This is a genomic window from Gemmobacter caeni (assembly GCF_003054195.1).
In the GTDB taxonomy this organism is placed as follows: Bacteria; Pseudomonadota; Alphaproteobacteria; order Rhodobacterales; family Rhodobacteraceae; genus Gemmobacter; species Gemmobacter caeni.
Window position 1 is genome coordinate 213,816 of sequence record NZ_QBKP01000002.1, and the last position, 21,988, is coordinate 235,803.

24 protein-coding genes are annotated in these 21,988 nt (G+C 70.4%); 6 read left to right on the top strand and 18 right to left on the bottom strand.

Going from position 1 to position 21,988, the window contains the following annotated elements; translation table 11 throughout:
- Positions 1–75: 75 nt before the first annotated feature.
- Complete coding sequence (locus tag C8N34_RS03845) at positions 76–432, top strand: hypothetical protein (RefSeq protein WP_108127872.1); 357 nt, start codon at positions 76–78, stop codon at positions 430–432.
- A 1-nt stretch (position 433) separates the two neighbouring features.
- Here C8N34_RS03845 and C8N34_RS03850 read toward each other — a convergent pair whose 3' ends face one another.
- The 14 genes from C8N34_RS03850 to C8N34_RS03915 form a co-directional block, all read right to left on the bottom strand.
- Positions 434–739 carry a hypothetical protein gene (locus C8N34_RS03850; protein WP_108127873.1) on the bottom strand — a complete coding sequence of 102 codons (306 nt, stop codon included), beginning with the start codon at positions 737–739 and terminating at the stop codon, positions 434–436.
- The gene (locus C8N34_RS03855) at positions 736–1,662 is read right to left on the bottom strand and encodes an NYN domain-containing protein (protein ID WP_108127874.1); all 927 of its coding nucleotides are present in this window, start codon (positions 1,660–1,662) and stop codon (positions 736–738) included. Before C8N34_RS03855 ends, C8N34_RS03850 begins: the two co-directional genes overlap by 4 nt.
- A 184-nt stretch (positions 1,663–1,846) precedes the next feature.
- Complete coding sequence (locus C8N34_RS03865; protein ID WP_108127876.1) at positions 1,847–2,482, bottom strand: hypothetical protein; 636 nt, start codon at positions 2,480–2,482, stop codon at positions 1,847–1,849.
- Entirely contained in the window at positions 2,479–3,654 is a 1,176-nt protein-coding gene (locus tag C8N34_RS03870) for a S1 family serine peptidase (RefSeq protein ID WP_108127877.1), read from the bottom strand. Before C8N34_RS03870 ends, C8N34_RS03865 begins: the two co-directional genes overlap by 4 nt.
- Positions 3,651–5,264 carry an ATP-binding protein gene (locus C8N34_RS03875; RefSeq protein WP_108127878.1) on the bottom strand — a complete coding sequence of 538 codons (1,614 nt, stop codon included), beginning with the start codon at positions 5,262–5,264 and terminating at the stop codon, positions 3,651–3,653. The genes C8N34_RS03870 and C8N34_RS03875 overlap by 4 nt, the downstream gene beginning before the upstream one ends.
- 109 nt (positions 5,265–5,373) lie before the next feature.
- Complete coding sequence (locus tag C8N34_RS03880) at positions 5,374–7,713, bottom strand: S8 family peptidase (protein WP_108127879.1); 2,340 nt, start codon at positions 7,711–7,713, stop codon at positions 5,374–5,376.
- Positions 7,714–7,808: 95 nt separating this feature from the next.
- Entirely contained in the window at positions 7,809–8,723 is a 915-nt protein-coding gene (locus C8N34_RS03885; protein WP_108127880.1) for a recombinase family protein, read from the bottom strand.
- 2 nt (positions 8,724–8,725) lie between these two features.
- A complete protein-coding gene (locus tag C8N34_RS03890) occupies positions 8,726–9,058 on the bottom strand; it encodes a hypothetical protein (RefSeq protein WP_108127881.1) in 333 nt (110 codons plus the stop codon).
- A gap of 13 nt (positions 9,059–9,071) precedes the next feature.
- Positions 9,072–10,196 (bottom strand): hypothetical protein, encoded by a 1,125-nt coding sequence (locus C8N34_RS03895; RefSeq protein WP_158640549.1) that lies wholly within the window; start codon positions 10,194–10,196, stop codon positions 9,072–9,074.
- Complete coding sequence (locus C8N34_RS26215) at positions 10,193–10,582, bottom strand: hypothetical protein (protein WP_158640545.1); 390 nt, start codon at positions 10,580–10,582, stop codon at positions 10,193–10,195. The genes C8N34_RS03895 and C8N34_RS26215 overlap by 4 nt, the downstream gene beginning before the upstream one ends.
- The gene (locus tag C8N34_RS26645) at positions 10,579–11,313 is read right to left on the bottom strand and encodes a DUF1653 domain-containing protein (RefSeq protein ID WP_199750656.1); all 735 of its coding nucleotides are present in this window, start codon (positions 11,311–11,313) and stop codon (positions 10,579–10,581) included. The genes C8N34_RS26215 and C8N34_RS26645 overlap by 4 nt, the downstream gene beginning before the upstream one ends.
- The gene (locus C8N34_RS03905) at positions 11,306–11,779 is read right to left on the bottom strand and encodes a hypothetical protein (protein WP_108127883.1); all 474 of its coding nucleotides are present in this window, start codon (positions 11,777–11,779) and stop codon (positions 11,306–11,308) included. Before C8N34_RS03905 ends, C8N34_RS26645 begins: the two co-directional genes overlap by 8 nt.
- On the bottom strand, positions 11,772–12,419 hold the full coding sequence (locus tag C8N34_RS03910) for a metallophosphoesterase (protein ID WP_108127884.1): 648 nt from the start codon (positions 12,417–12,419) through the stop codon (positions 11,772–11,774). The genes C8N34_RS03905 and C8N34_RS03910 overlap by 8 nt, the downstream gene beginning before the upstream one ends.
- Positions 12,419–12,676: a hypothetical protein gene (locus C8N34_RS03915; protein WP_108127885.1), complete on the bottom strand. Its 258-nt coding sequence runs from the start codon at positions 12,674–12,676 to the stop codon at positions 12,419–12,421. The genes C8N34_RS03910 and C8N34_RS03915 overlap by 1 nt, the downstream gene beginning before the upstream one ends.
- A gap of 410 nt (positions 12,677–13,086) precedes the next feature.
- Between C8N34_RS03915 and C8N34_RS03920 the strand changes: the two genes are divergently transcribed.
- On the top strand, positions 13,087–14,280 hold the full coding sequence (locus C8N34_RS03920) for a helix-turn-helix domain-containing protein (RefSeq protein ID WP_108127886.1): 1,194 nt from the start codon (positions 13,087–13,089) through the stop codon (positions 14,278–14,280).
- A 13-nt stretch (positions 14,281–14,293) separates the two neighbouring features.
- Here the strand turns inward: C8N34_RS03920 and C8N34_RS03925 are convergent, their stop codons facing one another.
- A complete protein-coding gene (locus C8N34_RS03925) occupies positions 14,294–16,132 on the bottom strand; it encodes a hypothetical protein (protein WP_145693568.1) in 1,839 nt (612 codons plus the stop codon).
- 252 nt (positions 16,133–16,384) lie between these two features.
- Here C8N34_RS03925 and C8N34_RS03930 point away from each other — a divergent pair, with 252 nt between their 5' ends.
- A complete protein-coding gene (locus tag C8N34_RS03930; RefSeq protein WP_108127888.1) occupies positions 16,385–16,996 on the top strand; it encodes a DUF5983 family protein in 612 nt (203 codons plus the stop codon).
- A 106-nt stretch (positions 16,997–17,102) separates the two neighbouring features.
- On the opposite strand, the gene C8N34_RS03935 is transcribed toward C8N34_RS03930, so the two are convergent.
- Positions 17,103–17,876 (bottom strand): hypothetical protein, encoded by a 774-nt coding sequence (locus tag C8N34_RS03935; protein ID WP_145693567.1) that lies wholly within the window; start codon positions 17,874–17,876, stop codon positions 17,103–17,105.
- A 132-nt stretch (positions 17,877–18,008) separates the two neighbouring features.
- On the opposite strand from C8N34_RS03935, the gene C8N34_RS03940 reads away from it, so the two are divergent.
- The 3 genes from C8N34_RS03940 (at position 18,009) to C8N34_RS03950 (ending at position 20,302) form a co-directional block, all read left to right on the top strand.
- A complete protein-coding gene (locus tag C8N34_RS03940; RefSeq protein WP_108127890.1) occupies positions 18,009–19,100 on the top strand; it encodes a hypothetical protein in 1,092 nt (363 codons plus the stop codon).
- Positions 19,101–19,164: 64 nt separating this feature from the next.
- Positions 19,165–19,998: a metallophosphoesterase gene (locus C8N34_RS03945; RefSeq protein WP_158640539.1), complete on the top strand. Its 834-nt coding sequence runs from the start codon at positions 19,165–19,167 to the stop codon at positions 19,996–19,998.
- Between the two features lie 31 nt (positions 19,999–20,029).
- The gene (locus tag C8N34_RS03950; RefSeq protein ID WP_108127892.1) at positions 20,030–20,302 is read left to right on the top strand and encodes a hypothetical protein; all 273 of its coding nucleotides are present in this window, start codon (positions 20,030–20,032) and stop codon (positions 20,300–20,302) included.
- 259 nt (positions 20,303–20,561) lie between these two features.
- Here C8N34_RS03950 and C8N34_RS03960 read toward each other — a convergent pair whose 3' ends face one another.
- Together C8N34_RS03960 and C8N34_RS03965 are read right to left on the bottom strand one after the other, a co-directional pair.
- Complete coding sequence (locus tag C8N34_RS03960) at positions 20,562–21,158, bottom strand: OmpA family protein (protein ID WP_158640534.1); 597 nt, start codon at positions 21,156–21,158, stop codon at positions 20,562–20,564.
- A gap of 100 nt (positions 21,159–21,258) precedes the next feature.
- A complete protein-coding gene (locus tag C8N34_RS03965; protein WP_108127895.1) occupies positions 21,259–21,951 on the bottom strand; it encodes a hypothetical protein in 693 nt (230 codons plus the stop codon).
- Positions 21,952–21,988 lie beyond the last annotated feature (37 nt).

A 21,988-nucleotide genomic window follows, 5' to 3' on the forward strand; every position in this document is an offset into this window, starting at 1 on the left:
CCGCGCGCCTTGCACGACAGGGCAGGGGGGCGCTACCCTCCCCCCGGACCGTTCACCAGATCACCCTGAGGACCCATGTCGAAGAAGCCCAAGACCGTCATCCTGCACGTCCTGAACTGTAACGGGGTGCTGCTCACCGTCCCGCGCGGCGAATATGCGAAAACGGAATTCCTTACCCGAAAGAAGCGGGCGCTGCCGAACGGGTTCGACGAGGCGGTGGTGAAGTTCGAAACGGAGCTCGCGGCGCTGACCGGCGGGGAGCCGCTGACCCCCGAGACCTGGGGCGGGAAGGGGAGGTTGCGGCTCCAGGCGAACCTGAAGGCGGCCGCCGCTGTCCTGATGACCTTCGGGGTGTCAGAGTTCCCGGTCCCCGAGGATCAGGAGGCGCGCGCCCGCGCGCTGGCGGGGCAGGGCGAGCCCGCCTCCGCCTGATCTACGCCGGACCCTGCCCCGGGTCCGGAATCTCGACGACGCTCTCAGGGGCGTCGTCGATCCAGACGTCCACATGCGTGTCCGCCACCTCCGCCATGAACCGCCGTTTCGGGGCCCCGCCGGTCCCGAAACAGACCTCCGGCCCGATGAGCCGACCGATCGTCGCCCGAACCTCCCCCATCTGCCGCTCATGCCGCGCGCTCACGCAGAAAACCCGGTGCCCGCGCGTGAGTGCGGCCCCGAGGAGCCCGTCCCAAAGCTCCGGGTCCCGCGTGTAGGTCTCGTCGAAGTCGATCGCGAGGATCATCGGATGAGCTTCGCGACCCGCAGGTCTCCCGCCATGACCAGCCGGAACAGATCCGGTCGCGCCTGGAGCGTCCTCAGGATCCCGCGACGGGGCAGGGGGGTCCGACCAAGGCCGCGCGCCCGCGCCTCCGAGAGCAGCCGGTCGACCGGGAGCGGCCCGAGATCCCTCAGGGCCCGCTCGAGGGCGAGGTAGGCGGCCCGTTCCGGGCTCATCAGACTCACGCGGAGCTGTCCGCTCCGGTCCTCGAGGTGATACCGGTCCGGGGAGGCCCGCAGATGGGCCTCCACGCCGCGCAGGGGCGCGCTGAGGGCTATCAGGCGGGGCAGGGGGGTTACCCCCTCCTCCTCGAGGATCCGGGTCAGGAGCGCGTCCGCGTCGATCTGCGGGGCCGGGGCCTGGGCCGGCTGAGCCGCACCGCCGCGCCCCTTGCGGCCGCGCCGCCCCTTGGGGGCCGCACGCGGCGTCTCGTTCGCCGGCCCCTGAAGCCGGGTCCGGACGTGGTAATGCGCCTCGCCCGAGCGCAGCAGCTCCACCCAGCCAGAGCAGGCGCGACGCAGCCGAACCGCCGGCGGCTCGGTGGAGAGGCAGATCACCCGGGTCCCGGACCGCTCGAGCGCCTCCACGCAGGGGGAGAAGTCCGCGTCCCGCGTGATCAGCAGGACCGGATCGGAGGCGGGCCCCTCCCGCATCAGCTCCATGAGACGGTCATCGACCGCGTTCTTGTTCGTCGACCCGACCCGGGTCAGGCTGATCCGGCACGGGGTCCGCTTGAGGGCCCCGGCCCAGCCGGAATGGGAGCAGGGGTTGCACAGGACCCGCCCCTCCACCTCCGCGCCCAGAAGCCGCAGGAGCGGGGGAAGGAGGTCATGGGCGGTGTTGTCCCCGTCGATCAGGAGCCGGAACCGGTTCGGGAGAGAACTCATCGGGCACCCCCCGAACGCTCGAGCCGGCCGATCTCCCGCTCGAAAGCCCGCTGTACGGCGAAAAGGGCGGAGGTCCCCTCAGGTCCCGGGAAGGAGCGGGCCTCCTCACGCAGCAGGGCGAGGGCACGGCGAAGCCCCGGGATCTCCTCCGCGGCGGGGCTGAGCGGGGCCACCTCGTGCCGGCTCACAGCGCGCCCCCCTCCCGTACGGCCGCGCGCAGGATCTCCCCGGCCCGCTCCGGATCCGCCTCCGCGCGGCGGCCTGCGTCCCGGAGCCGGGACCGGAGCGAGGCGAGCTGCGTGAGGGCGGAGCGTTCCCGCTGGTTGGAGGCGAGGAGGGCCCGTTCCCGCCGCTCCGCCTGATCCGCCCGGGTCTCCGCGGCCACACGCAGCTCATGCGCGGTCGCGCCCGTCTTGCGCTGAAGGGTGAGGGTGAGCGGACCCAACTCCTCATGGGTCAGGGCGGTCTCCGTGTAGTTCGCGGGCTCTGACCGCCCGGTCGGGCGCAGCATCTGCGCCATCGCCTCGGCGAGGAGAGGGATCAGCGGCCCCTTCAGGGTCAGGGTCCCGTTCTCGAACCCGACGAGGTCGAGATCGGAGAAGCGATCCTCGAGCAGGGCCGCCTGCTCCGCGATCGCCCGCTCCAGCTCGGCGACCCGCTCATCCGGGTCCGGAGGGGAGGGGAGTGCGGCCCGCAGCGCCTCCGCCCCGTAAAGGTGGACGATCTGCTCGACCGAGGGGCGCGCAAGGGTCCCGCGCAGGAGGTTCAGGTGCACCGCGTCCGGATCGGCGAGGAGCTTGAGGATGTCGGTCTCGCTCATGGGGCGGCCTCCGCGATGATGATCTCCTCGATCGGGAGGTCGAGGAAAGGGGTGAGGTCGAAGGGGGTCAGCCCACGGAGGGTCTGGGAGACCTCAGGCAGGCCCTCCCCGGTGTAATGCACGTCCACCGAGAGGCAGCTCAGGCGGGGGTAGCCGAAAAGGGACGCGTCACCGGAAGCCTCCGGCGCCGGGGCCTCGGCCGGGGCGGGGGGCGGGGCGTTCAGGGCGGCCCGGACCTCCGCGTGAAGGACCGGGACCGCGTAGCCGACGTTGTCGCGGCGCAGGGTCTGCCCCGCATCCCGGATCAGCTCCGCCATCCCTTGCGCCCAGGGGGCGCCGTCCCGGTCCCGGTGCCGGGTCAGGAACGCCCTCTCATAGCCGGTCTCCGGCCGCTCCAGATGGGGATCGCCGTTGAGGTGGAGGGTGTAGCCGAAGACGGCGATCAGGGCCCCGTCCGGGTCGAAGACCCCCGCCCCGGACATGCCCGGGTTCAGGGCGACGGAGCCGGGGGGCTGGAACAGGGCCAGAAGCGTCTCCGGCGGCGCGGCGGAGAGGGGGGCGCCGCGTGCCGCCCAGGCCCGCTCCTGCGTCCCGTCCGCGAAACGGACCGGCTCCAGGACCGCCACGTCATCGAAGAGCATGTCCGCGTCGTTCAGCCGGTCGAGCCGGTCGACGTCCCCGGAGATGACCGGGGCCAGATCCGCGATGAACCCCCCGTCTGACCCGAAGGCCATCACCCGCATGAGGGGGGACCAGGTCCCGTCCCCGCTCAGCTCGGACGGGGGCAGGACATGCGCCGAGGTGAGGACCCGGTCCGGGGCCCCGTCCACGCCGGACCCGCGGATCACCGTCCCGGTCCCCTGGCGGAAGTCGCCGCTCTGGTAGAGGGCGAGGAGCAGCACGCTGGCGGCCGCGGGTCCGGCCGCCGGGGGCGTCCCCTCCGCGCAGAACGGGTCCTGGGACCCGCCACGTCCGGCCAGCGCCGTCGTCTCCCGATCAAAACGCGTGTTGAACGTCTCCACCATGAGGGGGAGGACCGGGCCGGGTCGGACCCCGATATAGCCGGGCCGGGCCGGGGGGCGCAGGTCGGGGGCCGGCGGGCCGGAGACCTGATCGGCCAGGGCGGGGAGGGCGGTGAGAAGACAGATCAGGGAGAGGGCGGAAGTTCTCATTTTTCGCAAACCGTGGCGTTGATCCCGCGGAACATCGCGTTGCGCCGGAACAGGTCCGCGGTGAGCGGCTCCCCGCGCGCCCGGGCGACCCGCAGCGTCAGGCGCAGGAGCATCTTGACGTCCCGCGGGGTGATCCGGGGGAAGAGGGCGACCAGCTCGCTGATCAGCCCCTCCTCAAGCCCCGCCTCGAAGTTCTCGGACATGACCCGCCAGACCGCGGGCAGGAGGTCCGTCCCGGGCGGGTCGTAATGGATGATCGCGGCGCAGCGGGACAGGATCGCCTCGTCGATGTCCTCGCCGCGGTTCGTGGTCATGAACAGGAGCCCGTCGAAATACTCCATCGTGCGCAGGAACTCCGCCACGATCGCGTTCTGGACCACGTCCCGGCCCCGGGTCATGACGAACACGTCCGCCTCATCAAGGAGGAGCACGCAGCCCCAGCGTTTCGCCCGCTGGAACACCGCCCGCAGCTGCTCCGCCACCTCCCGGGGGGAGGTGCCGAGGTTGCCGGCGTGCACGCTGTAGAGGGGCCGACCGCAGACCTCCGCGTAGATCTCCGCGGTCAGCGTCTTGCCCACCCCGGGGACCCCCTTGGTGAGGATCACGTTCCCGGCCGCCTTCCCCTCCACCAGGTCCCCGGTCAGCAGGTCCGTGTCCGTGGTCAGCACGTCCAGGAGGTCCCGCTGCACCTGCGGCAGGATCAGTTTTTCGCGCAGCTCCGGCCGGTAGACGTAGGGGGTCAGATGCGCGACGCTGACCCAGAACGGCTCATGCGTCTCCAGGCTGTACACCTCCACGATCGGGTGCTGCGGCAGCTCCAGGAAGCAGGGGTCCTTCAGGGTCCCGAAGACGGAGGTCTCCACCTCCGGCGGGCAGGCGCGGACCCGGTCCGGGTCGATGTCCATGATGACGCGGGACCCGATCACGTCGGCCGGGTTGCGCCGCTCATGCCCGCCGGTCGCGTGAAACGGACCGGTCACCCGGTACTGGGCCGCGAACCCGTCGCGCAGCACCTCGGCGAACCGGGTCGCGTCCCGGTCATGCGCCGCCCGCAGCGCCTCCGTCTCCAGGTAGAGCCCGCGCGCCTCCAGGATCGCGGCGACGCCGCGGCGGGAAACGTCATTGGGCTGGAAGGACCAGGTCCGGGTCCGGACCCGGAGCTGCTTGTCCATCGGGCCGAACCCGGCCCCGATCAGCTCCACATAGGGGGCCTCCCCGCGGTCCCCCCGGTCGGCCCGACGGCGCAGGGTGGTGACCGCCCAGGGCAGGAAGGTGCCGTCGGCGCAGAGCTCATAGACCCACCCGTCGCGCTGGACCTGACGCAGATGTTCCGAGAGGAGGGGGAGGAACGCCTCGAAGGAGGGGACCTTGAGGTCCGTCTTACCGGACCGCGCCGCAACGACCGCCTCGAAGGCGCGCAGGAACTTGCCCGCCCCCTTACGCTCGGCGATGGCGCTGATCTCGCGCACCTCCGCATCCGTCAGGGATGCCACCGGAACCTCGTTGGTCGGATCAAGATCCATCGGGTCCACCTTGCGCAGGGACCTGATGAACTTGAAAGCCTCGGACTCGGTCTCCTGAAGGACGGCGGTGGGGATCTGAATCTTCATGGGGCACCCTGTCGTTTCCAGAACACCTAATAAGAGAAAAAGAATAACGCAATCATTTTTCGCAAATCTTGTGGCGCGGGCCCGCGACAGGGGCCCGCGCGCAACACCTTCAGAACTTGAAGCTCACCCCGAAGGAGGCGCTTGTCCCCTGACCGGCGGGGGCGCCGGCCCGATGGCTCACCGCGACCCCGAGACGCGCCGCGCCGAGCGGGACCTCATAGCCGAACTGGAGGTCGATCGGAGCCTCCGCCGCCCCGACCCCGAGAGTGGCGCTCTGCGTGCGCACCTCGCTGGAGGCGACCCCGTCGGCGGCCGCGCCGACCCCGATCGGGACGAGAACGTCGAGCTCCCCGCCGCGCACGCTGACCGGGCGGGACAGACCGATGCTCATCCGTGATCCGGTCCGGTCGCTGACCCGGGAGAGGCCGATCCCGACGCTCTCGGAGCGCAGATGCGCAGAGCGCAAAAGACCGGTCCCTGAAGCGCTCGTCTCCCCGGCGGAGGCGTTGAGGTGCAGGGTCCCGCTGCGACCGAGCGGCAGGTCCGCGCTCGCGCGCAAGAACTCCGTCGTCGCGCTCACCCCGCCGAAGGCGCCGTGAAAACGGGCCCCGAGCATACCGTCCCGCTCAGAGACCCGGCCGGATTCGACCGTGAACAGGGCGGATCCGATGTCCGCGGAGAGCGAGAGGGAGGCCAGACCGGTCCCGTCCGCCGCCCCGTGGGCCCCGGTCACCCCGAAGCGCAGACCCGAGGCCACCTCCCCCATATGGGTGAAACTGACCGCCCGGTCCCCGATCAGGCCCGCATGGCCCCCGGAGAAACGGGACGGGTCCGGCATCGCGAGGGCGTTGCCGGCGACCGGCGCCCCACGCGAGAGGTAGGTTCCGGTCTCCACCGGCCCGCCCAGTGAGGCGCCCCGCATCGTGAAACGGGTCAGGTCCGGGAGCGGGGAGGTGACCCCCTCCGTCCCGACCATCGCCGCCATCGGCACCTGGAAGGACCGGTCATAGCCGTCCGTGACGGCGAGCCGGCTCGTCGAGAGCGCGGCCTGGAAGGCGGAGGCGACCCCGGCCGGAGCCACGATCCCGCTCCCGCTCAGGGGGGCGACCCGCTCATTCATCACCCCGCTCATCTGCACGTTCAGGACGCCCACGGGGCGCATCGCGGCGGCGAGGTCGATCGCCCCGTGCCCGTAGACCGCGTCCACGCCGGCCTCGCCGAGGTCCCGGGCGGTCTCCTTCAGGATCCGCAGGGCGGTGGCCCCGGTGATCTCCGGGAAGTTGCTTTTCAGCAGCGCGAGGGAGCCGGAGACGACGGCGGCCGCCATCGAGCTGCCGGACTGGAACTCATAGCCTCCGCCCGCGGAGACGGAGATCAGGTTGGTGCCGGGCGCGGCAAGGCACCAGCTCATTGCGACCCCGCATCGTGAGGAGTAGTCGGCGATCAGACCGTCCTCCCCGAGGGCCACGACCGAGACCCAGTGATCGCGCAGCTCGGAGATCAGGAGCGGGAGGCCCGCGGCCACGCTCGACTCCCCCCCGTTCCCGTTCCCGGCGGCGTAGACGCTGACCAGGTCCTGCTGCGCGGAATAGGCCATGGTCCCGATCAGGTCCGACCCGAAGAAGGTGACCGCCGCGGCCCGGTCCGCGAAACCGGTGATCCGCAGCGGGTCCCCGTTCTGATCCACGAAGGTCCAGCTGTTGTTCATCACGTCCGCCCCCGCCTCCACGGAGCGGAGCATCGCGTCCTCCCAGTTCTCATAGAACCGACCGCTACGCTCGGATTCGGGCCCGTCGATCGCCCGCAGCGCCATGATCTGCGCCTCCGGCGCGACCCCGTGCATCCCGGACCCGTCGCGGAGCGCGGCGATGATCCCGGCCACATGGGTCCCGTGTCCGGTCAGGTCCGTCATCGGCCCGCTGAAATAGCTGTGAGAGAGCCCGTTCGTGAGGTTCGCCGCGAGCTCCGGATGCGCCGGGTCCACCCCGGTGTCGAAGACGGAGACGAGCGCGCCCGCCCCGAACGCCCCCTCGGCGTAACGGGTGGCCGCGTTGATCGGCCCGGCGAACTGACCCGCGAGGTATTCCGGGACCTCGAACCCCCCGGCGTCCCCTGGCTCCGCGGAAAGGCGCGGATCCCCCGCATAGGGGGTTACCCCGATCACGTAGCGGGGGCGCAACGACCCCTGATAGCCCCCCGGGGGCGCGTAGACCGGGTCCGGGTCAGGAGGGGTCGGGTCCGGTGGGGGCGGCGGCGCGGGGGGCGCGGCGCGGGTGTCGGACCCGGCTGCCCCGATCGCGAACATCAGAAGGGCGAGCAGGGCGCCCCCGAGAAGCGGGCTGGCGGTCTCGCCACCGACCCGGACCGTCCGGAACTCCTGGGACTGGGCGGGGAGGGCGATGGCGAAGCTGAGGGCGGTGGTCAGGAGAAGGGAGGATGCGAAGCGCATGTGAGCCTCTTTTTCGCAAAGGGAAGCGCCCGGATATCCCCGGGCCTGAGCCCGGAGCCTAGCAGGAAGGCTTGCGAAAAAAGAGAGGGTCAACCTCAGAAAGGTGTGGACGAGGGGTCTTTTTCGGGCAGGAGGCCGCGTTTCCTCGCCTGGCCGATCACCATGTGAACGGAGGAGGCCCCCCAGCGGCCACGGCCGCTCGGGGTCGGCTCGCGCATCGCGTTCAGCCGGTCCGCCACCTCCTGGAGCGTGAGCGCATCGTTCGCCCCCACGATCCCGGCCACGATGACCAGCTGGCGATCATCCTTCAGCCGGTTCGGGGCCCGGTCGAGGACGCGCGCCTCCAGCATCCCCTCGCGAACGAGCCGTTTCGTGGCCCGGACCAGGCGCTCCCGCGTCCAGGGGGCCTCCCCGGCGGGGAGCCGCGCGTTGATCAGCCGGGTCAGGTCCTCCCAGGGGGTGTCAGGACGCAAGCGGCGCACCTCCGGCACCCAGAGCTCGGTCGTGTCCAGGAGCTTGCGGATCCGCGCCTCCTCCTGCCCCGCCCTCAGGCGGCGCATCGCGGCCGGGTCCTTGTCCCGGAGCCCCGGGTTCCCGCCGATCCGGCCCTTGCGCCGCGCGCTCTCGAGCCCGGTCCGGGTCCGCTCCCGGATGAGCGCCCGTTCGAACTCCGCCGCCGCCCCGAGCACCTGGAGGGTGAACTTCCCCTGCGCGGAGGCGGTGTCGATCGGGTCCTCGAGGGACTTGAACGCGGCGCCGCGCGCCTGGAGGGACTCGATCACCTCCAGCAGGTGCGAGAGAGAGCGGGCGAGCCGGTCGATCCGGACCACGACGAGCGTGTCCCCGGGCCGCACCGCCTCAAGGAGCCGTTTCAAGACAGGTCGAGACCTGTCGCCGCCGGAGGCGTTCTCCTCATGAACCGGGTCGCAGCCCGCCTTGCGCAGCGCGCGCACCTGGGACGCGGTCGACTGCTCGAGGGTCGAGACCCGGGCGTATCCGATCAGGGCCATGCTCAGCCGTCCCGGTATTCGCGGGACGGGTCCCCGTCCGGACGGCGGCGCCCGCTCGGCGGGTGGCGGTGCCAGCCCGCGGGCTCATAGGTCGGCTCCGGTCGCTCCGGGAACGCGTCGAGTGCCGCACGCGCGCCCGCCTCATCCGCATAACACCAACGGTCCCAATACCCGATCAGGTCCTCGAAATCCCCCCGGATCAGCATCCAGTGGAACAGGAGGGGCCGGATCATCACGTAGGACCCGTCGCGCAGGTCGCGTATCCGGTCGGGCGTGGCCCCGTCCGCGGCGAGCCCGGTCCGGTCGAGATAGGTGGTGATCTGGTCCGATATCATGGGGTCCAACGTCCTACGGCCCCACGACCGTAACGTCCCGCACCCGCCCCCACCAGTCCCGGGTGACGATAAGCTCCCGGTCCCGGACCGCCGCGGTCCAGACCGGGTCCGGGACGACCCGGTCCTGAAGACGGTCCTCGCCGGAACCGAGATCCACCGCGAGCCGCTCCGTCCGCGCGCCGGCCCGCTCGTTTTCGGCCAGGTCCGGCTCGGGCCAGGCCCGGTCCGGGGTGGTCCCGGCGCTGCGCTCCGTGCGGGCAGGGACCCAGCGGTCCACCTCCCAGCTCAGCCAGGTGTCGTAGACCGGCTCGCGGCGGTAGATGGGCTCCTGATAGGTCTCCGTCCGCATCCGGGTCTGATAGACCGGCCGGGTGCAGGTGATGTCCTGAAAATAGCCGTTCCCGAGGTCACGGATCCCGCAGCCGTAGCTCTCGGAGCCGACCTGGACCCGATCGCTCACCTGCCGGGTCCGGGTCTCCATCCGGTCGAGCACCTCGCGCCAGCTGCGCACGCGCCGGTCCCGGTCATGGACCCGGGCGTCGGAAGGGGCGTCCCACCCCTCCTCCTGAACGGTCCGGTACGCCTCCACCGTCAGGGTCCGCTCCCAGCTCAGACCGGTCACCGCCATCGGGGCCGGGTAGGCCGCGAAGAGGACGGACCAGGCGAGGAAGAGGCCCGCCAGGAGGGCCGCGCAGATCAGGGCGATCCGACGTCTTGGGCGCAAGGCGGACGTCCTCTCGCTGCCCGGGCTTGCGCGCCTGTCCGGCCTGGCCGGGCGGAGCGCCTCCGCGCTTGAGGGGGCCGAGCCCGGGGCGAAGTCCCGGGTCGGGGTTTCCTGATCGGAGAGGTCGCGGGGGTTGCCGCAATGGGCGCAGGCCCGGACCGGATGCGCCCCGACCGCCCCCTTGTTCGCGCCGCCGCAATGATCGCAGTGCCAGTCCGCGCCGGAGCGCGCGTCCGCGATCAGGCCCGGGTCGGTCAGGTAGGGGTTCCGTCCGGGCAGGTAGAACCGGACCCCGGGCTGGCGGGCCGCCCCGCAGCCGGAGCCCCCGTCAAGCCCCGCGCAGCTCTCATCCCGCCCGCGGCACTCCGCCCCGCAATAGGTGCAGACCCAGCGGCCCTCCCGGAGCCCGCTCATGAGGGGTCCGGCGCGCTGAGGAGGTCGAGGTCCACCCTCGCCTCGACCGTCGCCTTGATCAGGGCGAGGGGCAGGGTGAGGGCGGTCGCCTGCGCCTCCACCCCCTCCGCCCGGCGGGTGACCGTGGCGCACCAGCCGCCCCCTGAGGCCTGGTTCCAGAACTGGAGCCGGGCGCCCGGGACGAGCCGTTCGGCCCATGCGATCGCGTCGTCGGAGTCCGCGATCGGATCTGCCCGGTTCAGGCCCAGCATCATGTCGATCACGTCCCCCTCCTCGAGCGGGAGGTCGAGCCCGCGCTCGGCGGCGAAGAGCAGCTCCGTGAGGCCCCCGAACGGCGCGTCCCGGTCCCGGATCGCGACGTTCACGTCGCGCCAGCTCGGGATCATGCGCCGGGCCCCCGATCGGGGAGCGGCGCAAGGACCGGCAGCTCCGCCTCCGGGACGAGCCGGGTGAACCGGCCGTCCTCGAACTCCGCCTCCGGACGGACCCAGACCAGGTCGTCCTTGACGCTTGCGTAGATCGCGCAGGGCTCGAGCGTCGCCTCGATCCGGCCGCGCGCGATGAGCCGGTAAAGGCCCCCCTTACGGTGACGATGCGTGGGCGGCGGGGTGTCGGGGAGGAGCAGATCCTCATCGGGGACCAGCCAGCCGTTCAGCGCCTCGGCGAGCGCGAGCTCCGCCGTTTCCCGGTCGCTGCCGGTTCGGGCCATGTGGGATCTCACCCAGGCGTCCGCGCTGATCCGGGCGGGCCGGGTCACGGTCGCCGCTCCCGGGGCGCGGGCGGTCCCGCGGGCGACCGCGTTGGCCCAGCCGATCGCGGCGCGCACGTTGCGCAGCTCCTGCCCGCTCAGCTCCCCCATATGCAGGCGGACCTCCGCAGCCGGCATCTCCGGATCGAGAAGGGGCGCCCCCCGGTCGAGCCGCTCCGCGAGGGCCGCGTCGAGCGCCGCCTGAAGCCGGGCGTTCTGCGCCTGAAGCTCCGTGTGCGCCCGAGCGAGATCGTCATGAATCTTCGTGAAGGACTCCGGATAGAAGACGCAGTCCGGATGGTGACGCCGCTCCCCGCCGTGATAGGCGACGCAGCCGGCCTCGCAACGCTCTTCCCGCGCCTCAGTCATTCGTCCTCTCCGCCTCATAGAGGTCCTCGAACCCGGCGGGGACGACCCCCCTCGGGCTGCCTATCGCGTGATGGAACGCCCGTCCGAGCCGGACGTTCTCCTCACGGAGCCGCCGGTTCTCGGCGCGCAGCCGGGCCAGCTCCGGGTCCGTCGTCGCCGGGGCCAGCAGGGCGCGCGCCCGCTCCGCGTAATCCGTCTGGGCCGCGCGCGCCGCCTGCACATCGTCATCGAAGGGCCCGAGCGGGGCCTCCGCGGGACGCTGGACGAACCACTTGCCCACGAGGACGGTCCGCTCATCGCGGTAGGGGGCGTGCCGGCGCAGGAGCAGGTAGGGGCCGAACGGGGTGTCCGCCCGGCGCAGCTCGAGGCACCGGTCCCAGGACCGGAACGGGGGACGATCATTCCAGTCGCCCCAAATGAGGCTGAGGGGCGCCGCGACCCTCGTCTCGACGGTCAGGTCAAGCATCCGCGTCCTCCCTGATCACGCCCCGCGCGCGGACCTTGCCGGACTTGTCCCGCCAGGGCCCGTAGACCGCCTCCCGCTCCGCGATCAGCTCCTCGATCTCGATCGGCTCATAGTTCATCACCTCGACGGAGACGTTCCGGAAGGGCCCTGGCGGGGACGGCTTCTCGTGGATGTGGCCGTGGACGTTGAGCATGATCTGCCCGTTCAGCTCCAGGCCGGACTCATGGGCGGGCCGATGCGAGAGGAAGATCCCGTACTCGCCGAACTTCCGCTCCACCCCGGTCTTCTTGAAGAACCCGCCCGAGGAGAGGAACTTCGGGTCATCATGGTTCCCGATGATCAGCCGTTTTGACCCGTTGAACTTCGGCCAGAGCTTCGCGAAGCCGGGCAGGTCCCCGATCACCATGTCCCCGAGCCAGTAGCCGATGTCCCCGTGACGGACGCGTGAGTTCCACCCCTCCAGGATCCGCTCGTTCATCTCCCGGACGTTCGCGAATCCGGGTCGGATCAGCGCCCCGTCGTTCCCGCGGAAGGTCAGGATGTTCGCGTGGTTGAGGTGCGGGTCCGACAGGAGCCAGATCCGCTTGCGGGTTGGCCGGAGGGCGGGGGCGGGCAGGGCTTCTGCGGCGGGGCCCGTCATCACGCGCCCCGATCCTTCAGCGGAAGTCGGCGGACCCGCTCCGCGAGCACGCGGCGGGTCCGGCGCGCCCGGATCAGGTCGCGGAGCGCGAGCCCGCTCATCATCAGGAGAAACAGCGTCATCGGACCGTGCCAGGCGGGCGCCGCCTCGCGGGCATAGTTCGCGAGCCCCATCACCGTGAGGCCGGAGGCGTTCATCAGGAGGATGAGGACCGGGAAGCCGATCTCCGAGCCGAGCACGCGCTGAACCTTGTCCATCCTGGGACCTTCCTCGATCCGGGCCCGTCAGAGGGGCCGATTTCCAAAACTATATGACGACAACATACGGTCGTTTGTTGATCCGCACAATGGGGATTTGCGAAAAATTAAATGATATGATGGCCTGATCCTCTGATCGCGCTGAGTCTGCAAAACAAGGCCCGTCCCGCATGAAGGGCACGAAAGCGTCTGATCGCGATCGGTAAGGGAGCGGGGCAGGGTGGGGCGGCCACGCTTCGCGGCCGAGTGCGATCCGACCCTTCCCGGAACGTCACCCAGAGACACCAAGCAGACGGAAAATAACGACTGTTTATGTTCCGTCATATCCGGTAAACACCTGTCATGCATAATAACTGCGAGATCATTCATCTGCGTCCCGGAGGCGCTTTTCGGCCCCGGAGGGCCTTCTGATGCGCGCGGCGGAGATCCTGGAGCGGGTCCTCGCGATCGAGGTTGGCGCGGCCCGGATCGAGGGGGCGCTCCTGGCGGACCCGGACCTCGGCCGGGTCTGGCGGGCGCAGGCGGCTCTCACGGAGGCGTGCCGGTCCGTCGGGATGGAGGACATTTCGGTCCAGGAGGGGGACCTCGCGACCCGTCCCCTGCGGGTGGACCCGGATGAGGGGGAGACGGCGCGCGGGGTCTGGCTCGCGGGCGAGACGCTGCGGATCCTCCTCTCGCCGGGGGACCTGGTCGCGGACCCGGAGCGGGCGGTTCGCCGCTGCCTGGGGGCCGGGGTCCGGCCGGACGGGTCCGAGGGGCCGATGCCGGAGGCGGAGCCGGACCTGGTGGCCGCGATCTCCACGGCGATGCGCGACGCGCCCGGGCCCCTGATCGGGGCGCTGCGCGCCGCGCTCACGATGCGGACGCTGACCGGGAGCGCCTCCCCCTCGGCGGAACGGCTCCTCTTCCTCTGCGCCGATCACGCGATCCGGGGCGGCCGGGCGGGGCGGGAGATGACGGACCCGCTGCCCGAAGGGCTCGGGCTGACCGCCGGCCCCGGTGAGCCGCGCTGGGTCCTCTTGCCCGCGACCGCGCTCACCTCTGGGGGGTTCCGAGTCTGGTCCCCCGGCTCCCCCAACGGGCTCGCCTCGCTTCTCGACGGGATGCGTGACGAGGTGGGCCGGGGGCTCGGCGCGCTCCCGACGCTGCGACGCTGGCGCGAGTTCGCGCTCGTCTCCGGCGCGGACCGGCACGGGAAGTCCCGGATGCGGGATCTGGTGCGCCTCCTGATGAGCCGGCCGATCGTCACCGGACAGATCGTGGCGGAGGAGATCGGTGTCACCCCGCGCGGCGCGCTCAACCTGATCGGGGAGGCGGCGGATGCCGGGCTCCTCGAGGAGTTGACCCGGCGGCGCTCCTACCGGGCCTGGGCGATCAGCCCGGTGGCGGCCCGGATCCGGCACCGGACCGTCGCGCGCGGGATGCGGGGCAGGCCGGGCCGCGCCGCGCAGTCGAGGGCGGAGGGGACCGACCTCACGACGGATCAGGGGGAGGCGCGCGCGCCGGCCCCCAGGGACCGGTCCGGGGAGGAGGCGGCGCTCGCGGAGCTGGACTCGGCGCTGGCGGAGGCGGACCGGCTCCTCGAGCGGTACCGGCCCCGCTGAGCGGGGCCGGCCCTTAACGGCTGATCGACCAGGTCACCGTCTTGCCCGTGTAGGGGGTGAGGGTCACCGTTTGCGCGGACCAGAAGGAGCCGGATGGGGTGGTCGCACGCATCGCGACGCTGTCCCCGTTACAGAGCTGGAACGAGCCGGTCCGGGCGACCCCGTTCACCACCGCGGCCACGCTCGTGAGGCTGAACGTGTTGGAGAAAGAGGCGAAGCTGTTGCATCCGCCGAAGGCGGTGATCCCGGACACGGTCAGCGTGTTGGAGGTGTATTGCGTGCTGCCCGCGGCACCGGTCCTTGCGGTGAAGGTGTCCGGCATCGGCGGATGCCCGTAGCTGACCCGGAATGTCCGGGTCTGCGTGCCGGACGTGGCGGTGAGGGTGAACGGCTGCCAGGAGGTGTTGTTCGGGGTGGTGATCCGAACCGCCAGCGTGTTCCCGTCGCAAAGGGTGAAGCTGCTCGGGAAAGCGGTCGGGGTCCCGTTCACCAGAGCCGTGAGACCGGAGGCTCCGAACGGGGTCCCGGTGACGCTCGCGTTGAAGACGCATCCCCCAAGCCCGTTGATCGTCTGGGTGTTCGAGGTCACGACCGTGTTGGCCAGCCCGAAACCGTCCTCGAAGTTCACGACCGGGACCGGGAGCGGGAAGGTGACCTCCCAGGGGGAGGGGCTGATCGCCGCGACGCCGGCCGGCGCCTGCTGGATCGCGAGCCGGCGGCGCACGACCCCGGACCCGGTTGACGCGGTGGTGAGCCGGATGCTGATCTGGTCGCCCGGGAACACCTCCGTGCCGTTTGCGATCACGGTCGTGCCGCGACGAAGCTGGACGGACGTGGCCGCGGCGGAGCTCAGGGCGCTGTCGATGCTCGCATAGGCGCGCCCGGTGACCGGGAAGTTGTCCGATGCGACCTGGAAATGCGGCTGGCTGCTCGGGTACCACTGGTTCTTCGTGACGGTCAGGGAGGGGACCGTCCAGGCGTTGCTGGTCACCGTCGCGGAGTTCGCGACCGTGACGTTGCCGAAGTTATGCGCGACGGAGAGGGCCGGGTAGGAGGTGTACTCCATGGCGGGCGGCTGAAGGACGTTCGGCGCCTGCGAGACGTTCGTGTGGCTGTAGCGGTAGGTCCCGCTCCCCCCGTTCATGGCGAGCCGGAAGTCGTTGGTCCCGGCGAACTCCGGGGAGGTGGTGAAGACGATCTGGAGCTTGTCTCCGGGCCCGAACATCCCGGAGGTGACCTCCGGCCCCTCGTTGATCCGGATCCGGGCCGTGTCACCGGAGGCGCCGGTGGCCGAGAAGCTCGCGATCTCGACCGGGACCGGTCCGGTCCAGCCGCAGAAGCTATGGATGTCCCCGGTCCAGGCGCCCGGCCCGGAGCTGCTGAAACCGGAAGTCCCGGGAATGTTCGTCAACCTGACCACCCCGTAACCGGACACACCCAGGGTCACCCGGTCATCCGGATGGAACCCCCAGACGGTCCCGCCCCCGGCGTGAATCTGTGCAAGGCTACAGGCGACGGTCACGCCGCTTGATACCGACCAGCTGACCTGTGAGCCCTCGACCATGAGGGTCGCGGTCCGGGTCTCCAGGAGGTTCGGGGAGGAGGTCTGACGCAGGCGCAGCTCATCCCCGGCGTTGAGTGTTCCGGAGGTCACCCACTCCCCCCCGTTGACGGAAACGCTCGGGGCGCCCGGACCCTCGACGGTAAACGGGGCGGATGAGATCCCGCTCGCCACCAGGACCGCGTTCGAGGTGACCTCGCGGTCCACCGCGACCCCGGACAGGTCGACGAACTCCCCGTCCAGGAGTTCGGAGAAGGACCCTCCGGCCCCGTCAAGGACCGTGATCGTCATGCTTCCGGTGCCCGTCACGACCTGAGCCGTCGCCCATGGCGTGAAGAGGGCCCCAAGCAGGAGTGCCGAGAGGGCGAGGGCGGTTCTTGGGGACCTTGACATCTTCAGCTCCAGTTCTTCGAACTCTTCAACAGGAATATAATTTCCTTTCTCGCAAATGGCCAGCCGCTAAGCCTGGGGGTTGCGTTTTGCGTTTTCTCAGTGTGCGGATAGCCTCCTCCCATGACCTGAACCTTCAGAGAGGCCCTAAGAATGAGACCGAACACGACGAGCCTGCTGGAGATCTCGAGCCGGCATCTGTCCCTGTCCACACGCCAGCTCCTGGAACGGGCCGAGACCTGTGCGGATCTCGGGGTGACCTGGCGGGGGTCCGGGTATTTCCTCAGCACGGACCCGGACCGCTACGCCGGAATCGACCTGCCACCTGACCTCACACATTGTGTCCGCTACGCCCATGCGAACGGGGCCGCCTATCTCCTGTTCGACGAGGAGGCCGCGCCCCAGGAGGGGCTGCCCTGGTATGAGGACGGCGATACGCCGGACCTGACCGGGACCGGGATCGAGGTGAGTCAGCTGATCATGGACGGGGAGGTCACCTACGTGAACCCCTACCATGTCGACCCGGACAGCCTCCGGGTGGAGCCGACCTGGACGGAACCGGTCGGGGACCGGGACGTGGAGGCGGTCGAGGGGGCGCTCTGGGTCGGGATCGGCCCCGCCTCCGTAAGACTCCGGCTCAATGAGGACGGGGATCTCCGCATCACCGCCCTGCCGCGCGGCCGGGAGATGGAGGACCCCGTCCATGAGGCGCTGCTCGACGCGGCGCTCTTTGAGCCGGCGCCTGAGGACGGACCGGCCTTGTGATGCGAAAAGCTAATCAGATGGCGGCCTGCGCCTCACGGACCTGAAACTGGACCGGCCCCGCACGCGCGAGGCGTCGGGTCCGGATCTCGCCCTCTAAGGCCGGGGATCAGAAGCGGGGGTCGTGCATCGCCGCATAGCCCCCCTCAAGGAGGAGCAGGTTCCGGTCCCCGGTCGCCCCGACCGTACCGAGGATCGCCGCCCCGTTTGTCCCGGAGACCAGGAGTCCAGAAGTGGTCCCGACCGTCTCGAACCCGGTCGGGTTCCCCGAGTCGACAAGGATTTTCAGGTTCGAGTCGGTGAAGGCCCCGCTCGCGAGGGTCGCGTCCCCAAAGAACTGGATGCTCGAGGCCCCGCCCGACGGGGAGGCGTAGGGGAGGATACCGCCGATCGCGGCGGTCCCCTCCGCCATGTCGAGCCAGATGTTCATCTCCCCGACCGTGGCGACCCAGTCCCCATCCGCGCCGACCCGGTAATTGGCGGTCAGCAGCCCGTTATAGATCCCGGTCGGCACGTCCATCGTGGCCAGCTCCGCCCCGAACAGGTCATAGATGAACGCGTCCCGCCCGTTCTGGTAGATGACGAGCCCGGCCCCCTCCGCGCCCGGGACCCGGTCCACCACCACGCAGGCGTTGCCGCTGCACTGGCGCGACCGCTCCCATGTGTTCGCCGCGTTGTCCCGGAACTGCATCGTGCTACGCGTCCCAGAATCCGCGAAGGCGATCAGGTCCGCGATCTCGGTGCTGGCGGGCCCGACCGGGCCCGAGGGCGGGGGCGGGGTGACCGGCCGCACCTCAGAGGTGGCGCCGCCGCCGCCGCCACAGGCCGCAAGGACCGGGACGAGAAACAGAGATGCGAGAAGATTCGTGCGTGGGGAGGGCATGCTGTGAGACTCCATCTTGAGGACTTCCCCTAAGCTGGCCTCGATTCCCGAAAGACGCAAGAGAGTTTGCGAAAAAAAATATGTATTGCTTTTTTAATGACACGACCTGATAGTCCCGTCAGGAGGTGCCCCATGCCGTTTTCCCCGACCCGTCTTCTCGCCCGTCTTCTTTTTTCCGCACTCTGCGCTTACGGACCCGCTGCCGGGGCTCAGACGCTCAGCGGCCAGATCCCCGCCGTGATGGCGGATCCGGCCCCGTCCCGTGGGGTTGCGGAGGCGGTACGTCTGGCCGGGTCCCCGCGCATGGCCGGGTACCTTTTGACGGACCCGGCCCTCCCGGCGCATGTGCGCGCCTCCGGGGATCGCCTCCTGGCACGGGTCGGGCACGGCCCCGCAGCGACCCCCTGGGAGGGGGCGGTCTCCGTCTCCCCGTTCCTGCGGTATGACGCGAACCTCAACGGGGGCTTCCCGGAGGATCACATCATGGCGGGCGGGTTCCGTTTTGAGGTCGCGGAGGCGGACCGGGCGGTCGCCGGCCCGATCGCCGGGGCGATCCTGAGCTACGGCGGGCGCGCCGGTCTCGGGGGCGGGACCGCGCTTGAGTTCCGCTCCTCCCTGATGGCCGGGCACGCGCTCGAGCATGACCTGAAGAAGGTCGCCTATTCGGCGGAGGTCTGCCTGCGTCACATGGCGCGGCGTGACCTCTATCTGCACGGCTGCCTGGACGCGGGCGGGTCCCGTTACGAGCTGGGCCGGTCCGACCGGACCGGGGCCCGGATCGGGGTGACCCGGATCCTCGGCGGGCTCGGCGGGGTGCATGAGCTGACCATCGAGGGGCGGCTCGAGCGCGACCACGGCGTCCGGCCCTATGAGCGGGGTCTGGTCGCCCTCTCCCTCCTCTCCGCGATGCCGGGACCGGTCGTCTGGTCCGCCCGGGCGGAGCTCGGTCAGCCGGTCGAGGGGGTGCTCGTCACCCGAGCCCGGGTTCAGCTCGGCGCCACCTTTGAGCTCATGGACCGGCCCACCACCGTCTCGGTCGACTGGCGTCGCAGCACGGGCGGGCTCTTCCTCGGCGCGCCGCGCGAGGACCGGACCGTGACCCTCTCGGTGAGCCGGCCCCTGTCGGACCGGGTCCGGGTCTCCCTCGCGCTCACCCGCAACGCCTCCAGCGCCGCCCCCTATGACCGGAACACGGTCGATCTCGGGGTCTCGATGCGGTTCTGATCTGCGAGAATTGATTCGGCACCTCCTTTCCAGTAACAGGGAGAGCAGGTTTCGGAGAAATGAGATGGCTAAGTTCCTGGTCTGGAGCGACCTGCATGACGAGTTCTGGCAGTCCCTCCCGGAGACGACCCGCGCGGGCGGGTTCGACGCGGTCCTGCTCGCGGGGGACATCAGCACGCGCGGCCGCCACGTCGACTGCGCCCTGCTGATCTGGGACCGCTACCGGGTTCCAGTCCTGATGGTGCGCGGCAACCACGAGTTCTACCGGTCCGAGATCTCCGAGCTGATCGCGGAGGACACCCGCCGAGTCGCCAAGATGAACGCGGCGGGCGCCGACATCCGGCTGCTTGACGCGACCGCGACGGAGGTGGCCGGGGTCCGGGTGATCGGGGCCACCCTCTGGACGGATATGGACCTCTACCCGGGGGAACATCGCCGGATCCGGGACGTCCTTGAGCGGGGCATGAGGGACTTCCAGATGATCCGCTCAAACCCGGTCCGGCAGTTCGCCGCCGCGGACTGGCTCGAGATGCACTGGCGGGACCGGGACGCGGTCTTCGCTCTCCTGGACACCCCGTTCGAGGGGGAGACCCTGGTGATGACCCATCACGCCCCGGTCCGGGAGCTGGTTCATCCGGCTCGGATGATCGGGTCGATGGAGCGGCAGCTGATCACGGCCGGGTTCGCCTCCGACCTGTGGTGGGAAATCCGGAACCGGAACGTCCACACCTGGGTCTCCGGGCACACCCATGACAACGCGGACAAGGTCCTCCAGGGGAAATACGGGCCGGTCCGGTTCGTCGCCAACGCCCGCGGATACCCGAAGGAGGGGGTCGAGTTCGACCCGGACCTGGTGATCGAGGTGCTCCCGCGCCCCGAGCCGTCCATGGATATCTGAGCGGCGCGAGCCCGAGAAAGGAGACGACCCGATGCGGACGATGAGGGAATGGCGGGACCTGATCCGCGACGCGAAGGTTGAGGCGGCCGGGGAGGAGGGGCCGTTCGGCCTGGCGCTCGCGCGCCGGCTCGACGGGCTCGCCCTGGAGCTGATGCGGAGCCGGCCGGACCTGCGCGAGATGAGCCTGGATGAATGGCTCGTCGAGCATATGGGGGCGCTGCCGACGGAGACCCGAAAGATCGGGGAGGCGATCCTGGCCGCCTATGATGAGGATCCGGGGACCGGGGAGAACCCGACCCCCTGATCAGGGGGTCGGGTCCGCGGAGAGATCCTCAGACGTCCGATCGCGGGCCTGAGAATCCGTGATACCGAGATGGCCGTAGAGGCCGGAGCGCGCGATCGCCTGACCGATCCGGACCCAGTCATCCGCCGGAGCTTCCGGGTCGCGTCCGGAGGCCGTCTCGACGATCCTGTCGGCACGTCTTGTGCGATGCGGCATCATCCCCTCCTTATGAGAAGGGCCGCCATCGGCGGCCCGTCCTTCATGCGTGTCGCGAGGAGGATCAGCCGCAGGCCCCGTCCTGCACCGGCTTGATCATGATCTCCATCCGGTTGTTGTGCTGGTCCTCCCGGTTCGTGTACGGGGTCGCGATCGGGTCAGAGGACCCCTTGCCCAGCACCCCGATCCGGCAGGCGTCGACCCCGCGGCTCATCAGGACGGATTTGATCGCGACCGCGCGGCGATCGGAGAGGATCTTGTCGGAGTAATCGCTCATCGACCCCTCGACGTGACCGATCACGGTCATCCGGGAGTAGGGGTAGGCGAGCATGCTGGCCGCGATCCGCGCGACCTGGTCGATACCCGAAGGAGTAAGCCGGTCGGTGCGCCCCTCGAAGGCGCCCGCGCCGGGCAGGGTGACGAGGAGGGAGTCGCCCATGTCGAGCAGGTCCGACCGGTCCCGTCCGAGATGGGTCTCGAGATAGGAGATCTGACCGACCACCTCCGCCCTCAGGTCCCGGATCCGGGCCCGGTCCAGGGCGGCGGACTGCGCCTGGCCCGCGACCGGTTGTGACATGTGCGGCCGGGACGGGGCGGTCGCGCAGCCGGCGAGAAGGGCGGGCAGGAGGACTGCCGCCAGAGCGGCCTTGGTCAGGGTCATGGGGGTATCCTCGACAGGTTCAGATTTTCGCACAGTATCCATCAGATCACCCCGGTTTCAAACCCCGGGCATCGGGAGGAGGGTGAGTTGTCCACAAAAACTATCGTCGGAAGCTCGCCTCCGAGATGACCGCCCCGAGTCCGACCCGTTCGCGAGGGGCGAGCAGGTCAGAGACCCCGCGCCCGATGTCGGAGGCGCCGCGCGCTGCGACCGTGAGGGCGTCCGGCGCGAAACGCACCGAGAGGACCGCCGTCACCACCTCCGGTGAGGTGCGGGCGTGATTGTTGGCCCTCCCCTTGTAGCGCGACTCGCCCCGGTTCGGGCCGGTCAGCATCGGCAGGGCCGCCCAGGTGCCGGCGAGGCAGTCACCCAGCTCCCCGATCGGGGTCTCGGGGGCGTAGAACCCGCAGCGGTGCAGCAGGACCCGGGCGAGATAGTCCTGTGTGCGTCGGTCCAGGAGGGTGTCATGCGGGACCTCATAGGCCCGGGTCAGGAATTCCAGCGTATCGCGCACGAACTGAAACCGGCCGACCGCGGTCGCCTCAGCCCCCGCCGTCCGGATCCGGTTCTGCCACTCGAGGACCTCCCCGATCGTCATCTCCGTGATGGGTCGTTCCGGTCGGAAAGGGGCGTAGCCGGTGATCGCGTCATAGCCGCGCGGGGCCTCGATCGCGCCCACGAGCTCAAGGAAGGGGCGGTCAAAGGCCCGCATCCCCTCCACCTCGACCTGGGCGAGGGCGGGCCCTGATCCCATGATCCCCAGGAGGAGGACGACCTGTTTCAATATTCGCATGTTCCCTCATCGGAGGCGTCGTTCGAAGGATCAGACA